This is a genomic window from Actinoplanes auranticolor, from assembly GCF_018332655.1.
In the GTDB taxonomy this organism is placed as follows: domain Bacteria; phylum Actinomycetota; class Actinomycetes; order Mycobacteriales; family Micromonosporaceae; genus Actinoplanes; species Actinoplanes auranticolor.
Window position 1 is genome coordinate 138,511 of sequence record NZ_BOQL01000014.1, and the last position, 14,156, is coordinate 152,666.

General features: G+C 71.4%; 14 protein-coding genes. 6 read left to right on the forward strand and 8 right to left on the reverse strand.

The annotated features are described in order from the left end of the window. The first annotated feature begins 5 nt into the window (after positions 1–5). Entirely contained in the window at positions 6–1,142 is a 1,137-nt protein-coding gene (locus Aau02nite_RS06550) for a class I SAM-dependent methyltransferase (RefSeq protein WP_212987392.1), read from the forward strand. Here Aau02nite_RS06550 and Aau02nite_RS06555 read toward each other — a convergent pair. From Aau02nite_RS06555 to Aau02nite_RS06570, 4 genes are all read right to left on the reverse strand, one after another. Further along, on the reverse strand, positions 1,135–2,325 hold the full coding sequence (locus Aau02nite_RS06555) for a DUF8832 domain-containing protein (RefSeq protein ID WP_246594946.1): 1,191 nt from the start codon (positions 2,323–2,325) through the stop codon (positions 1,135–1,137). The genes Aau02nite_RS06550 and Aau02nite_RS06555 overlap by 8 nt on opposite strands. Next, positions 2,318–2,530 (reverse strand): heavy-metal-associated domain-containing protein, encoded by a 213-nt coding sequence (locus tag Aau02nite_RS06560; protein WP_212987393.1) that lies wholly within the window; start codon positions 2,528–2,530, stop codon positions 2,318–2,320. Before Aau02nite_RS06560 ends, Aau02nite_RS06555 begins: the two co-directional genes overlap by 8 nt. Positions 2,531–2,620: 90 nt before the next feature. After that, entirely contained in the window at positions 2,621–2,926 is a 306-nt protein-coding gene (locus Aau02nite_RS06565) for a metal-sensitive transcriptional regulator (RefSeq protein WP_212987394.1), read from the reverse strand. A gap of 540 nt (positions 2,927–3,466) precedes the next feature. Next, positions 3,467–5,623, reverse strand: a complete 2,157-nt coding sequence (locus Aau02nite_RS06570) for a RecQ family ATP-dependent DNA helicase (RefSeq protein ID WP_212987395.1) — start codon at positions 5,621–5,623, stop codon at positions 3,467–3,469. A 137-nt stretch (positions 5,624–5,760) separates the two neighbouring features. Here Aau02nite_RS06570 and Aau02nite_RS06575 point away from each other — a divergent pair, with 137 nt between their 5' ends. The 3 genes from Aau02nite_RS06575 to Aau02nite_RS06585 are packed head-to-tail and all read left to right on the forward strand — an operon-like array spanning position 5,761 to position 6,811. Beyond that, positions 5,761–6,108, forward strand: coding sequence for an integrase (locus tag Aau02nite_RS06575; RefSeq protein ID WP_212987396.1), 348 nt, complete (start codon positions 5,761–5,763; stop codon positions 6,106–6,108). 47 nt (positions 6,109–6,155) lie between these two features. Then, positions 6,156–6,557, forward strand: coding sequence for a hypothetical protein (locus Aau02nite_RS06580; RefSeq protein ID WP_212987397.1), 402 nt, complete (start codon positions 6,156–6,158; stop codon positions 6,555–6,557). Between the two features lie 2 nt (positions 6,558–6,559). Then, positions 6,560–6,811 carry a hypothetical protein gene (locus Aau02nite_RS06585; protein ID WP_212987398.1) on the forward strand — a complete coding sequence of 84 codons (252 nt, stop codon included), beginning with the start codon at positions 6,560–6,562 and terminating at the stop codon, positions 6,809–6,811. A gap of 21 nt (positions 6,812–6,832) precedes the next feature. On the opposite strand, the gene Aau02nite_RS06590 is transcribed toward Aau02nite_RS06585, so the two are convergent. After that, complete coding sequence (locus tag Aau02nite_RS06590) at positions 6,833–7,558, reverse strand: SDR family NAD(P)-dependent oxidoreductase (RefSeq protein WP_212987399.1); 726 nt, start codon at positions 7,556–7,558, stop codon at positions 6,833–6,835. Between the two features lie 222 nt (positions 7,559–7,780). On the opposite strand from Aau02nite_RS06590, the gene Aau02nite_RS06595 reads away from it, so the two are divergent. Then, complete coding sequence (locus tag Aau02nite_RS06595; RefSeq protein WP_212987400.1) at positions 7,781–9,082, forward strand: TrkH family potassium uptake protein; 1,302 nt, start codon at positions 7,781–7,783, stop codon at positions 9,080–9,082. Next, entirely contained in the window at positions 9,075–9,749 is a 675-nt protein-coding gene (locus Aau02nite_RS06600; RefSeq protein ID WP_212987401.1) for a potassium channel family protein, read from the forward strand. The genes Aau02nite_RS06595 and Aau02nite_RS06600 overlap by 8 nt, the downstream gene beginning before the upstream one ends. 2 nt (positions 9,750–9,751) lie before the next feature. Here the strand turns inward: Aau02nite_RS06600 and Aau02nite_RS06605 are convergent, their stop codons facing one another. The 3 genes from Aau02nite_RS06605 to Aau02nite_RS06615 form a co-directional block, all read right to left on the reverse strand. Next, positions 9,752–11,473 (reverse strand): serine/threonine-protein kinase, encoded by a 1,722-nt coding sequence (locus Aau02nite_RS06605; protein ID WP_212987402.1) that lies wholly within the window; start codon positions 11,471–11,473, stop codon positions 9,752–9,754. Positions 11,474–11,585: 112 nt separating this feature from the next. Next, entirely contained in the window at positions 11,586–13,097 is a 1,512-nt protein-coding gene (locus Aau02nite_RS06610; RefSeq protein ID WP_212987403.1) for a fused MFS/spermidine synthase, read from the reverse strand. A 27-nt stretch (positions 13,098–13,124) separates the two neighbouring features. Beyond that, positions 13,125–14,141 carry a coiled-coil domain-containing protein gene (locus Aau02nite_RS06615; RefSeq protein ID WP_246594947.1) on the reverse strand — a complete coding sequence of 339 codons (1,017 nt, stop codon included), beginning with the start codon at positions 14,139–14,141 and terminating at the stop codon, positions 13,125–13,127. Positions 14,142–14,156 lie beyond the last annotated feature (15 nt).

Genomic DNA, 14,156 nt, shown 5'->3' on the forward strand with positions numbered 1-14,156 from the left:
GTCTGATGCCCCAACCACTGGACGCCGTCCTCGCCGAGGTGCGTGACCTGCTGCTCGACCCCGCGCTCACGCGTGCGGTCGCAGCCGGCAAGCGCCGCGGTGCCACCCCTTCGGTTACCCGCGCCGAGTTCCGGCCGGTCGCCCTCAAGGGTGGACCCCGGTTGCAGATCGTGACCGATGACGGCTCCCGGCCGTACACCCGTAATGTCGAACCCGGCCCGGAGGCCGCGGCGGCGGTCGACGCCCTGCTGGCCGAGCCCTTCGGAAACTGGCACGTGGAGACGGCAGCGACCACCGTGCAGGTCCGCGTGACGAAGAAGGGCGACGCCCAGGTCCACCGGGCCGCGGCGATCGAGCCGGCCGTCACGCACGGTCATGACCGGGCGAAGCAATGGCTGCTCGATCCGGGCGACCCGCTGTTCCGGGTGGTCGGCGGCACGGCCGCGAAGCGCCGGCAGGTCGACGCGTTCCTGCGCGCCCTGGCCGCGACCCTGCCCGACGAGTTGCCCACCGAGCTGCGTGTGGTCGACCTGGGCTGCGGCAACGCGTATCTGACCTTCGCGGCCTACCGATTCCTGGCCGACCGCGGCGTCAAGGTCCGGGTCGTGGGGGTCGACGTCCGCGAGGACCAGAGGGTACGCAACAGCGCCGTCGCCGAGCAGCTGGGCTGCGCCGACGCGGTGACCTTCGTGGCCGGCACGATCGAGGACGCGGTCGTGGCCGAGGCGCCCGACCTGGTGCTGGCCCTGCACGCGTGCGACACGGCGACGGATCAGGCGCTGGCCCGGGCGGTGCGCTGGGACGCGAAGTGGGTGCTGGCCGCGCCGTGCTGCCACCACGACATCGCGGCCCAGCTCAAGGGCCACCCCGCCCCGGCCCCGTACGGGGAGGTGACCCGGCACGCGATCCTGCGGGAGCGCTTCGCGGACGTGCTGACCGACTCGCTGCGTTCGGCCCTGCTGCGGCTGCACGGGTACAAGGTGGAGGTCGTCGAGTTCGTGGACTCGGCCCATACGCCCCGCAACCTGCTGCTGCGGGCCCGGCTGACCGGCGCTGCCCCGACCGACGATCAGCGGGCCGAGTACGACGCGCTGACCAGCCAGTGGGGCGTGACGCCGGCGTTGGAGAAGCTGCTCACCTGACGATCGTGGTGTAGGCGACGGTGTGCACCTTGCCGGCGACCTGGAAGTCGAAGAACATCCGGTAGCGGCCGGGGCCGGGCGCGGCGAGCCAGAACTTGACGGCCCCGTCGACAGGCTGCGGCTCCGGGTGGACGTGCACGTAGCCGACATCACCCTCGCGCAGCACGACCAGATGACCGAAGGCGCCCAGGTACGGCTCCAGCGTCGCCGGCTTGCCGTCCGGGCCGGTGACTGTCATCAGCAGCGGCTGGGTTGCGGTCGTCTGGGGCGTACCGGCGTACGAGACGACGAAGCCGTCCGCAGCGGCCCGGGTGACCGGCGCGGGAAGAGCAACCGGCCGGTAGTCGCCGGCGACCGTCAGGTCGACGCCGAGCGTGACGGGCGTCGGTCGGCCGCCGACGACCGCGGTGAAGTCGGCGATCGCCCGGTAACTGCCGGGGGCGGCGAGGGCGAGATCGACACTCCAGGTGCCGTCCGGCGCCATCGTGGGGTGCAGGTGCTGGAAGCCGGTGAGGTCCCGCCGGACGAGAACGAAGTGCAACGGCTTGTCGTGCACGACGGCGTAGGTGGTGATCGGCGCGCCACCGGGCCCGGTGATCCGGAACCGGTACGGCTGCGACGGGCCGGCCTTGAGCGAGGTGCCCTCGGGCACGAGGGTGAGCCCGGCGCTTGTGACTGCCAGTCCGCCGACGCCTCCTGCTGCTGCCGCTCCGGGCGCGGCCACCTGGGCGACCGTGCCGTCAGTGCTGTGCTGGTGCGGCACGGTCCCGGTGTCGTCGTGCGGCGCGGCTGCCTCGGCCGCGCTCTGGGCCTTGGCGTCGGAGGTCGCGGCCGGCGTTGCTTGCACGCGCTCGGCGGAGGTGTTCAGGCGGCCGATGCCGTAGCCCGCGAAGAGGACAAGGATGAGGACCGCAGCAGAGGCAGCGAGCCGGAAACTGGCCTGATCGGGCTTCGGCTCGCCGGCCTGCCCGTCCGCCAGCTCGCCGTCCTGCTCACGGACCGTTCCTCCGGCCTGCGCGTCCGCCAGCTCGCCGTCCTGCTCAGGGACCGTTCCTCCGGCCTGCCCGTCCGCCAGCTTCGAGCCCGGGTCTCCGGCCCGCCCGTCGGTTTGCACACCCTCCCGCTCCCGGCCGGAGTGTCCGGAGCGGTCAGGAGCCTGCCTGTCGGCCTGCTCGTCAGGCATCGGCAAGCTCGTAGCCGGCCTCATCGACGGCAGCGCGGACCTCGTCGGCGGCGAGCGGAGCCGCACTGGTCACAGTGACGGCGCCGGAGGCGAGGTCGACCTGCACGGCGTCGACGCCGGGGAGCTCGGAGATCTCGCTGGTCACGGCCTGCACGCAGTGGGCACAGGTCATCCCGGTCACGGTGTAGGTGCTGGTGACAGACATGGTCTTCCTTCCTCGGGCCACCTCGGCCCAACTCTCTTCCGCGGTCACCCGTGCGGTGCCCTGAGCCGCTCCGGTGCCATCAAACTCAGGTCAGGAGCGAACCAGCCGGGCGATGGCGTCCGACGCCTCTTTGACCTTGGCACTCGGGTCACCGGCGCGGGCAGCGTCGACAACGCAGTGGGCGAGGTGATCCTCGAGCAGACCGACCGCGACGGCGTGCAGCGCACTCTTCGCCGCGGAGATCTGGGTCAGGACATCGATGCAGTACGTGTCCTCGTCGACCATCCGCTGCAGGCCGCGGATCTGGCCCTCGATGCGGCGAAGGCGGCCGAGCAGGGCAGCCTTGTCGCCGGAGTACCCGTGCGGTCCGGGATGTTCCTCGTGGTCGGTGGTCATGCCACCCACAATACCCCCCACCCGTATCTCCAAGGGTGCGCTGCCGGGCGTGGCTTTTGTCTCTTTTCGGCACGACGACCGAGATCTCCGTCGTCCTGACGATCATTGTCCCGCTCGGCTCAGCACGGGCTGCGGCGGCCTCGCCTTCCTGCGGCCTCCCAGCGGCGGACCGCTTGGTCGAAGCCCTCGGTGACAGATCAGGCGTCCCGGCCTGCCTGGACGCGGGCGGGTCACAAGGACACCAGCGGGCGAGGCGTGCCGGCTACTGCGGCGCGGCGGCGTCGGCGCGCAGGTATCGCGGGCGGCGCGCGGCGGCACGGGCGGCGCAGGTACCGGGGGCAGCGCGCGGCGGCACGGGCGGCGCGCCTCTTGGACGCAGAGCGGCCACAGCATGGCGCCTCCAAGCAGGCCGCCCGGCGGCGCAGCGGCGCAGCGGCGCAGCGGCCCCAAGCAAGGTTCAGCCGACCACCGCCGGAGTAACTCGAGTTCAGCCGGCCACTGCCAGCAGCAGAGTGAGGCAGCCACACCGCCAAGCTTGGGTCAGCCAGCCACCGCCAGCGCAAGAGGAAGGACACCCGGCGCGCCGGCCTGGCGAAGAGCTCGGCCCGCCAGGACCATCGTCCAACCGGAGTCCGACATGTCGTCCACCAGCAGCACCGGGCCGTGCAGATCCCGGAGCGCCTCCGCCATCTCCGGCGGCACCGCAAAAGCATCGTGCAGGGCGAGAACTCGCTGAGCGCTGTTTCCCCGCGGTCCGCTGTCGCCCGCGTGGGTGGAAGTCAGCGTCCCGAGCAGGGGCAGCCTCCCCACTGCCGCGATCCGCTCGGCGAGGCTGTCCACCAGCTTCGGCCGGCGGTGGGAGCCCACCGAGACCACCGCCGCCGGGCGCTGCGCCCAAGCGTCCTGGCCGTGGGCCCAGCCCTTCAAGACCTCGACCACGGCAGCCACCATCTCCTCCGGGATCGCGCTGTCCGCCGCTTCCGGCCCCACCAGGGCGCGTAGCCGGTCACCCCACCCGAGGTCGGACAGGCGTCCCACGGCACGGCCCGGCAGGATCTGCTCGCTCGGGCCGATCTTGCCCTTCAGCGGGACACCGACGGTGGCGAGGCCGGTGGGCCACATCTTCTTCGGCGAGATCTCCACACCCGCGTGGCCGAGGAAGGTCTGTGCCGCGGCCAGCGCCTCGGCCGACACCTCGGCGTCGAAGAGAGGATCGGCGCAGTTGTCGCAGCGGCCGCACGGCGTGGCTTCGGGATCGTCGAGACAGCGGCGCAGGAACTCCATCCGGCAAGCCGTCGTACCGGCGTACTCGATCATGGTTTTCTGCTCGGCGGTCCTCGCCTCCGCGACCCGGCGCAGGCGCGCCGTGTCGTAGGTCCAGGGTTCGCCGGTGGCGAGCCAGCCGCCGCGCGTGCGGCGGACCGCGCCGTCCACGTCGAGGACCTTGAGCATGAGCTCCAGGCGGGTGCGGCGGAGGTCGACGATCGGCTCCAGTGCGGGCGTCGACAGTGGGCGGTCGGGCGACAGCGCGTCGAGCACTGTGCGCACCTGCTCCTCCGGCGGGAACGCGAGAGAGGCGAAGTACCGCCAGATCGCGACGTCCTCCGGCCCCGGGAGCAGGATGACCTCAGCGTGCTCCACCGCCCGGCCCGCGCGACCGACCTGCTGGTAGTACGCGATCGGTGACGGCGGCGCGCCGAGGTGCACGACGAATCCCAGGTCAGGCTTGTCGAAGCCCATGCCCAGCGCGGACGTGGCCACCAGAGCCTTGATCTTGTTGTCCAGCAGATCCTGCTCGGCGGCGCGACGGGCGGAGTCCTCGACCTGGCCCGTGTACGACGCGACAGCGAAGCCCCGGGAGCGCAGGAACTCGGCGGTCTCCGTGGCCGCGGCGACCGTCAGCGTGTAGACGATGCCGGAGCCGGGCAGCCGGTCCAGGTGATCCGCGAGCCAGGCCAGCCGGTGCGCCGGGTTCGGCAGCTCCAGCGCGGCCAGCCGCAGCGAATCCCGCTCCAGCGAGCCGCGCAGCACGAGCGCGTCCCCGAGCTGCTCAGCGACGTCGGCGGTCACCCGTGAATTCGCGGTGGCGGTGGTCGCGAGAACGGGGGTGAGGCCGGGCAGGCCGGCCAGGAACGTGCGCAGCCGCCGGTAGTCGGGGCGGAAGTCGTGACCCCAGTCGGAGACACAGTGCGCCTCGTCCACCACCAGCAGGCCGGTGCTCGCGGCCAGGCCGGGCAGCACGTTGTCGCGGAAGTCGGGGTTGTTGAGCCGCTCGGGGCTGATCAGCAGGACGTCGACCTCGCCGGCGCGGATCTCGGCGGTGATCTCACTCCACTCGTCGAGATTGGCCGAGTTGATCGTGCGGGCGCGGATGCCGGCCCTGGCGGCCGCCTCGACCTGGTTGCGCATGAGGGCGAGCAGGGGCGAGACGATGACCGTCGGCCCAGCCGGCGGATCGCCGGGCTCGGCGGTGATGCCGTCGCGCAGCAGGGCGGTGGCCACGAAGTACACAGCCGATTTGCCCCATCCGGTGCGCTGCACACAGAGCACGCGCCGGCGATCGACCACGAGCGCCTCGATGGCCCGCCACTGATCCTCTCGCAGCACCGCGTGCTCACCGGCGAGCCGGCGCAACACCTCCTCGGCGCACTCGCGCACTGCCACCCGCTCGACTTCGCTCACTGCTGACCGCGTCATCTCCACCACGCCAGCATGTCTACCAGCCGGCACCGACAAGACCCGGGTTATCCACAGGCTCGGCCTCGCAGCCTCGTTGTCCACAGGCCGGCGATTGCCCGAGCGCTCGGGCCTCGTGCGCTGACACCATGGACCGCATGCGAGAGAGGCTCCGAAAGCTGCACGTCGACGGCCGGGAGTTCGCCTGGAAGGCGGAGATCCGGTCGGCGCCGGGCACAGACGGCCGACGGCACCGGTACATCCGGGTCCGCGTGTGGGGCGCGGGCAAGAACAGCTGCGTCCTGCAAGCCGACATGACGGAGTTGCCCGTTCCGGCGACGTCGGAGGAGACGACGTACGCCTACCCCAGCGCGGCCATCGTGCGCCTGCTGGTCTCCTGGGGGCTGGAGGCCGGCTGGACGCCCGACAAGGTGGGCGGAGCTTTCCGGGTGAGCTCCACTGCCGGCCCGTCCCTGCCCGGGCTGGGCCTGGTCGACCTGCCCTGACCCCGCGTTCCTTGACAACTTAATTTGTCGGTGGCAGCGTGAGCCGCATGACGAAGACGATCGCCGAGAAGTTGCAGATCAAGCCGCACACCACGGTGTGGCTTTCGCATGCGGCGCACCTGCCTCTGCTGACGCCGATGCCCGAGGGCGTACGGGAGAGCGACGCACTCGCGGCGGCCAGCACCGCAGTGTTGTTCGCGGACGATGCGGCGAGCGCGCGCAAGCTGCTCGAGGAGCACGCCGACGATCTCGCCAAGCCCGCGGTGCTGTGGATCGCCTACCCGAAGGGCAACAAGGCGGACATCAACCGCGACACGCTCTGGCCGATCGTGGCGGACTTCGACCTGCGACCGAACGGCCAGGTGGCGATCGACGAACGCTGGTCGGCGCTGCGGTTCCGGCCGAACAGGCCCGGTGAGGGCCGGTTCACCGGTGGAGCCGCGAAGTAGGGGTGGCGCGGAGCCGAGATGCGATCGCTGCCGGGAGCGATCGGAGGCTACGGTCGCGGCCATGTCCGACAGCGCCGGAACAGCTCGACGGCGATCCGGACCTCACGATCGAGCCCCTCGCGGTACGGGGGAGGGGCTTCGGGTACTTCTCGTATCCCGCTGCGGCCGACGGGACCGTGCTGCGGGTTGTCGACGTCTACACCGTGCGGGACGGGTTGATCGTCGCCAAGGACGTGCTCGGCCAGATCGTCTGAACGAGCTGCGCGGGCGCAGATTCAGCGGCCGAGGACCGTGCCGCCGTTGACGTTGATGATCTGGCCGGTGACGAAGCTGCCGCCCGGGCCGGCCAGCCAGCGCACCGCCTCAGCGATGTCGTCGGGCACGCCGGCTCGCTTGACCAGCGTCGCGGCTACTCGCTGGGCGTGGCCTTCCTCGGTCATCCGGCCCGTGAAGAACTCGCTGTCCGTGACGTAGCCGGGGGCGATCACATTCGCGGTGATGCCCTCGGGGCCGAGCTGGGTGGCCAGGTCCAAGGCGTAGCCGTGCAGGGCTGCCTTGGCCGCCGAGTACGGGCCACCGCCACCACGCTGGGCGGCGATCGAACTGGTCAGGATGATCCGTCCGCCCGGCCGGCGCAGCAACGGCAGCAGAGCGTCGGTGAGCAGCACCGCGGTCAGGACGTTGGAGTCGAGGTTCGCCCGCCAGCGAGCCGCGAGTCCTTCGGGGGTGGAGTCGTCGCCTGACACGTACGCGCCCGCGTTGTTGACCAGCACGTCCACCGGGCGGCCGCCGACGGCCTCGACCACCGCGGCGGTCTGGCCGGGAACCGAAAGGTCGGCGGTGACCGCGGACGCCTGCGGGCCGATCCACTTCACCGCGTCGGCCAGCACGTCGGGACGCCGCCCGATGATGATGACGTCGTAGCCCTCGCCCGCCAGCATCCCCGCTGTCGCCCGGCCGATTCCCGTGCCGCCCCCGCTGACCACCGCAAGCCTCGCCATGCCCCGACTCTAGAGGAGCGAGCACGCCGGATGATCGACGCCCGCCCGGGTGCGGGGCCACCAGGCAGGAGAGACTGGGCGGCGCGTCCTCAATTCGGGGCGAAGCCGTTGCCATGTCGCTCTCGATCACGCACCCTTTCTGTCGGCCGGTAAGGCAATCTGGATCCAGACGGGGAGGTACGGGTGCGGGGTCGTTCGCCGTGGCGGTATCCCGCTCGTATCGTGCCCCTGGCGTTTCTCGGCGCCATCGCCCTGGGGACCGCGCTCATGATGCTCCCCGCCGCGCGGGCTGAGCCCGGGCACGCGCCCTTCGTGACCGCGTTGTTCACTGCCACCAGCACTGTCTGTGTCACCGGGCTGACCGTGGTGGACACGCCCACTTACTGGTCCGGTTTCGGCGAGGTCCTGATCACGGTGCTCTCGCAGATCGGCGGCTTCGGCATCATGACGCTCGCGACGCTGCTCAGCCTGCTGGTGTCGCGCCGGCTCGGTCTGCGTAGCCGGCTCATGGCGCAGGCCGAGAGTTCGGGACTGCTCGGCGGCAACGTCGGCGGGGTGCTGATCCGGGTTGCGATCGTCATGTTCGCGACCGAGGCGGTGATCAGCGTCGTGCTGACCCTGCGGTTCTGGTTGGCGTACGACTATTCGTTCGGCCGCGCCGTGTGGGAGGCCGTCTTCCATGCGGTGCAGGCCTTCAACAACGCGGGCTTCGCGCTCTACCCCGACAGTCTGGTGCGCTTCGTCGACGACTGGTGGATCTGCATGCCGATCTCACTCGGCGTGCTGGCCGGTTCCATCGGATTCCCGGTGCTCTTCGAGCTGGCACGCGAGTGGCGTACCCCCGGATTCTGGTCCACCCACACGCGTCTGACGGTCTGGGGCACGCTGCTGCTGGGCTCCGTCGGTTTCCTCGTCTTCCTCATTTTCGAATGGGGCAACCCGCAGACTCTGGGATCGCTCAGCACACCCACCAAGGTGCTCGCGGCTTTCATGCAGAGCATGATGACCCGCTCAGGCGGGTTGAACAGCATCAGCCTGGGCGACATGAGCAACGAGACGATCGCCGTCACGAGCGGGCTCATGTTCATCGGCGGCGGCAGCGCGAGCACCGCCGGCGGCATCAAGGTCACCACCTTCCTGCTGCTGGCGTACGTGATCTGGGCGGAGATCCGGGGTGAGCCGGACGTGGTGATCCGCAAGCGCCGGATCGCCGAGGAGACCCAGCGACAGGCGGTCACGGTCGCCCTCCTCGGGGTCGCCCTCGTCTCCGCCGGCACGCTCGGGCTGGTCGGGCTCACCGACGACGTGCCGTTCGACCGCGCCCTGTTCGAGGTGATCTCGGCTTTCGCCACGGTCGGGCTCAGTACCGGCATCACCGCCGACCTCCCGCCGTCCGCGCAGGTCATGCTTGTGGTCCTGATGTATGTCGGCCGCATCGGTACGATCGCCGTGGGTACGGCGATCGCGCTGAACACCCGCCGCCGGCTCTACCGCTATCCGGAGGAGCGACCCCTCGTTGGCTGACAAGAAGTTCATCGCGAGCCCGGACAACGTCGTTGTCATCGGCCTGGGCCGCTTCGGCGGGCTGGTCGCCGAGTCCCTGGTCAACCTCGGTCACGAGGTTCTGGGCATCGACTCCGACCCGCACATCGTGCAGGACTGGTCCGACCGGCTCACCCAGGTCGTGGAGACGGATGCCACCGACACCGAGGCCCTGCGCCAGCTCGGGGTGCAGGACTTCTCCCGTGCGGTCGTCGGCATCGGCACCAAGCTCGAGGCCAGCGTGCTGACCGTGCTGACGCTCGTCGAGGTGGGTGTGCCGGAGATCTGGGCCAAGGCGATCAACGTCAAGCACGGCAAGATCCTCTCCGCGGTCGGCGCCCGGCACGTCGTCTACCCGGAAGCGGAGATGGGCGAGCGGGTGGCTCATCTGATCACCGGCCGGATGCTGGACTACATCGAGTTCGACGACGGCTTCGCCATCGCGAAGGTGCGGGCACCGAAGGACGCGATCGGCCGTTCCCTGGCCGATATCGGGCTACGCAGCAAGTGGGGCGTGACGGTGGTCGGCACGAAATTGCCCGGGGAGGACTTCACCTACGCGCGCCCGGAAACAATCGTCCCCGGGGGCTGCATCCTGATCGTCGCCGGCGACACCACCAAGGTGGAACGGTTCGCTGCGGTGACCTGACGTCACACCGTGACTGAGAAGCCGGATTTCTTCTCCGGCGCCTTGGCCGGTGGCCGGCTGCTCTTCGCCGGTGCCGGCGTGCGTGCCTTCTCTTTCTTCCGCGGAGAAGGAGAAGGCTTCTTCCGCAGGTCCGACGCCGGCGTCCCCCCGGAGACGTCCGCCGCCGGGGCCGCCCCCACCGCTCCCAGCACCTCGGCCTTGCACGCCTTCCCGTTCAGCGTGAAGGCCACCGGCAGCGGATTGCTGACCCGGTAACTACCGCTCAGCGTCACGCTGGCTGACCGGCCCGGCCGCAGTTTCACCCCGTTCTTGGCCCGGAGCACCAGCTTGCGGCCGCGCTGGGTGAGCCGTTTCGGCGCGTCGGTGAGGCGCTGGCCGCCCGCGAAGGTGAACTCCAGGGACCAGGCCGACAGCACGTGCTCGCCGGTGTTGACCACGGTGACCTGGGCGCCGAAGTCCGAGCCGGAGTCGCGCTGCACGCGGTAGCGGACCTTGCAGCCCGTACCGTGCGGGACCACCGCGCCCGGTCCGGCGCCCGCCGCCGCGGCCTGGGCCGTGCCCACGTCGACCGGCTCGCGGGTCGAGGACCAGACCAGACCCACCGTCGCCGCCAGGATGATCGTCGCGACGCCGGCCTGCAGGCGGTGCCGTCCGGTCAGCACCGCCTCGGTGAGCCGCCCGACCGGGACCAGGTCGCGCAGCAGACCGCCGGCGCGGAACAGTCCGCCGCCCAGCGGTTGCGGGCCGCCGAGCCGCAACGCCCGGGCCACCCGCAGGCCGGCGCGGACGCGCAGGCCGGGGGCGCGGGCGGGGCGCGGCACCGGGTGGGGTGACGGGCGCGGGCCGGGAGCGGTCGCGCCGACCGGCGGGATGATCGGCTGGAGTCCGACCAGGGCCGCCAGCTGCGTGGCGACGTCGGCCGCGCCCGGCCGGTCCCCGGGCTGCTTGGCCAGGCAGCGCAGGCACAGGTCGGCCACCTGCTCCGGCATTCCGGGCAGCGTGGGTACGGGCTCCGGATCGGCGAACAGGTGAGCCCGCAACGCCTGCGTGGTGTTGCCGGCCGGCCACGGCAGCCGCCCGGTGAGCGTCCGGTAGAGCAGCAGGCCCAGGGCGTACACGTCGGCCGCGGGCGCGACCGGGCCGCCGCCCAGTCGCTCCGGAGCCAGGTACGCCGGGGTGCCCAGCAGGCTGCCGTCCGGCGCCGCGTCCCGCTGCCCGATCAGCGCCGAGATGCCGAAGTCGACGACTTTCGCTCCCGCGCCGGTGAGCATCACGTTCGCCGGGGTGACGTCGCGGTGCACCACGCCCCGGGCGTGCGCCGTGGCCAGGGCGGAGGCCACCTCGGTCGCGATGATCACCGCTTCGCGCCAGGGCAGCGGGCCCTGCCGCCGGAGGCGGGCGGCGACCGACTCGCCGTCGTTGAGTTCCATCACCACGTACGGGACCGTGCGGTGCTCGTCGAGCGGGGATTCCCCGAAGTCGAACACGCCGGTGATGTGCGGGTGGCACAGCCGGGCCGCGGCCAGCGCCTCCAGCCGCAGCCGGTCGCGGAACGTCGAGTCACCGGCGAGCTGCGGCGACAGCACCTTGACGGCGACGGCCCGGCCCAGCACCTGATCGTGGCCCCGCCACACGACGGACATGCCGCCGGTGCCGAGCCGTTCGACCAGGCGGTACCGGTCGCCGACAAGGCTGCCCTGTCCCCCGGCCGCCAGCCAACCCATGTGCCGATTGTGGCCCGAGGGACACCCCGCTCACCGGGGGTCGGCGGAAATCACGGACGCCTCCGGCGTGCTCTGACCAGCACATCGCTCTTTGTCCGGAATAACGCCGGGATCACCCGGCCAGGAGCTGATCCACCGGTGCGAAGTCGTCGGTCAGCACCCGGGCGCCGTCGATGAAGTCGGTGAGCCGCTGACCCGAGACCAACTGCACCGGCTCGTTCACCAGGTCGAGATGATTGCGCAGTTCGTCCAGGGCCAGCGGCGACTTCGACGCCACGATCACGAAGTTGGAGCCGGTCTTCCCGTCCAGCGCGGCCTCCGGCGCGACCAGGGCCACGTGCGGGAAGACGTCGGCCACGGTGGCCAGCTCGGCCCGGATGAAACGGTTCGGCGGGTAGTCGATGACGTTCTGCGCGTACACGCCGTCGGCGCGCAGCACGCGGGCGATGTCGGCAGCCATCTCCCGGGTGGCCAGGTGCCACGGGACCACGAGGTGGCCGAACGCGTCGCCGACCACCACGTCGTACCCCTCGCTCCGCTGCTCGGCCAGGCCGACCCGCGCGTCGCCGACGCGGACCCGCAGGTTCGGCCCGGTCCGCAGGCCCAGCTCGCGCCGGTCGAGGTCGACCAGGCCGCCGTCGAGCTCCAGGACGAGCTGGTCGCTGCCGGGCCGCGCGTGCGCCACGTACGCCGGCACGGTGAACCCGCCACCCCCCAGGTGCAGCGCACTGATCGGGGCCCCGCCGGCCTTGACGACGTCGACGACGGCACCGATCCACTGCACGTACGCGAACTCGAGGTTGGTGGGGTCGTTCAGGTCGACGTACGAGTGCCGCGCCGAGTTCAGGATCAGCGTCCGCCCGCCGGGCGTGCTGGGGTCGGCGTCCACCCGCGCGCAGTGGTACGCGGTCTCGATGTCGCAGGGGGTCGGTGCGGTGGCGCCCAGCCCGGCGCCGAACAGTCCGATGATGACCACGACGGCCCGGGTCCGCGGCTTGCCCGGCAGCTTCAGCTCGGGGTTGTTGCGGTGCAGCCACCAGCCCAGCCCGAAGCCCGCCACGGCGAGCACACCGGCCAGGGTCAGCACGATCCAGCTGCTGGGCATCGCGGCGACGAGGACGAAGCCGGTGCCCAGCGTCGCGGTGATCGCGCCGAGCGTGCCGAAGCTGGACAGCCGGCCCACCACCTCGCCGGTCCGGCGCAGGTCACCGAGCTGGAGCTTCACCGTCAGCGGGGTGATCGCGGCGAGCAGGAAGGCGGGCAGGAAGACGGCCAGCACGGCCAGCAGCAGCACAGCCGGTGCCGACCCGCCGCGCAGCAGCTCACCACCCCAGCGGACCAGCGGCAGGGTGATCGCCGTGCCGATCGCGGCGAGCAGCAGAGCGGGGGCCAGCAGCAGCCGGGGGTCGAACCTGTCGGCGAGCCGGCCGCCGAGCCAGGTGCCGTACGCGATGGCCGCCAGCGCGATCCCGATCACGGAGCTGCTGACCTGCAGGGTCACCCCGACGTAGGGGCCGACGAGCCGCAGCGCCACGATCTCCAGGACCAGCACGGCGCCGCTGGCGAAGAACACCAGTGCGGTGGCCAGTCCGGAGGGCAGGGCGCGAGGGGCGGAGGTCTCCATCGCGCGGATGCTACCGGCGCGCTCCTGTCAGATGACTGATAGGTGCACGTGGTTGGTGTGAGTGGCGTTCGGTCCGCCCGAGCCGCTGTAGCCGCGCCAGCCGGTGCCCGGGTGCCAGATCTGCCGGTACCAGATGACGTACAGCACGCCCAGGCGCGAGGCGTTCTTCACCAGGTACGCCGCCAGGTTGTCGCCGTAGATACGGTCGCCGCCGGACGCGTTGACGTTCTCGAAGCCGCCGGAGGCCGCGGAGAAGTCACAGGCCCGGCCCTTGGGGTGCTCACCGGAGGAACGCTGGCTGAAGCAACCCGTGTACCGCTTGAAGCCCGCCGCCCGGGCCTGCTGGTACGCGTTCAGCGTCCGCGGCGTGATGCACCCGCTGCCGCCTGGGGAGGGGTCGCTGACCGAGCAGGACTCCCTGGGCCAGGAGCCGTCGGAGTTGCGCGGGGCCGGCTTGGCCAGCGGCGAGTTGGCGTTGATGAAGCCGCTGCGCGCCGCGCCGCCGCCGGCGATGGCCAGCGCCTGCTCGGCCTGCTGCTTCTTCTTGGCCATGACCGTGACCTGCTTCTGTTGCTCCTTGACCTCCAGGTCGATGGCCTGTTTGGCCCGCTCGGTGGTCTCCAGCGCCTCGCGGTAGCCGGTCAGGACCTTGCCGTCGATCTGGGCCATCTGGTCCAGGCGCAGCGCGCGTTCCATGAACGTGTCCGGCGAGGTGGCGTTGAGCAGCAGGGTCATCGTGTTGAAGCGGCCCTGCCGGTACGCGCGGTTGGCGACCTCGCTGACCCGGCCCTGCAGCTCGCTGGTCTTCTGCTTGGACTGGGCCAGCGTGACAGTGAGCTGCTTCTGCCGCTTCTTGGAGTTCTCGAGCTTGTTCTTGGCTTCGATGTGGCCCTTGGCCGCGGACTCGAGCGCCGACCGCAGGGTCTTCGTGCCGCCCTCCTCGTCCGGTTCCGCGCGCGCAGCCGGGGCGGCGACGAGCAGCACCGCGAGGGCAGCGAGGATGGCCAGGACAGGCTGAAGCCGGCGCAGGAGAGTCGCCGCCACGGTCTACCTCCCAAG

What these genes read in the sequence shown, in the direction of transcription:
- Aau02nite_RS06555 (WP_246594946.1), bottom strand. Translation starts at nt 2,325, where the DNA reads ATGCCTGACGAGCAGGCCGACAGGCAGGCTCCTGACCGCTCCGGACAC.
- Aau02nite_RS06610 (WP_212987403.1), bottom strand. Translation starts at nt 13,097, where the DNA reads ATGGAGACCTCCGCCCCTCGCGCCCTGCCCTCCGGACTGGCCACCGCA.
- Aau02nite_RS06605 (WP_212987402.1), bottom strand. Translation starts at nt 11,473, where the DNA reads ATGGGTTGGCTGGCGGCCGGGGGACAGGGCAGCCTTGTCGGCGACCGG.
- Aau02nite_RS06560 (WP_212987393.1), bottom strand. Translation starts at nt 2,530, where the DNA reads ATGTCTGTCACCAGCACCTACACCGTGACCGGGATGACCTGTGCCCAC.
- Aau02nite_RS06565 (WP_212987394.1), bottom strand. Translation starts at nt 2,926, where the DNA reads ATGACCACCGACCACGAGGAACATCCCGGACCGCACGGGTACTCCGGC.
- Aau02nite_RS06590 (WP_212987399.1), bottom strand. Translation starts at nt 7,558, where the DNA reads ATGGCGAGGCTTGCGGTGGTCAGCGGGGGCGGCACGGGAATCGGCCGG.
- Aau02nite_RS06550 (WP_212987392.1), top strand. Translation starts at nt 6, where the DNA reads ATGCCCCAACCACTGGACGCCGTCCTCGCCGAGGTGCGTGACCTGCTG.
- Aau02nite_RS06580 (WP_212987397.1), top strand. Translation starts at nt 6,156, where the DNA reads ATGACGAAGACGATCGCCGAGAAGTTGCAGATCAAGCCGCACACCACG.
- Aau02nite_RS06570 (WP_212987395.1), bottom strand. Translation starts at nt 5,623, where the DNA reads ATGACGCGGTCAGCAGTGAGCGAAGTCGAGCGGGTGGCAGTGCGCGAG.
- Aau02nite_RS06575 (WP_212987396.1), top strand. Translation starts at nt 5,761, where the DNA reads ATGCGAGAGAGGCTCCGAAAGCTGCACGTCGACGGCCGGGAGTTCGCC.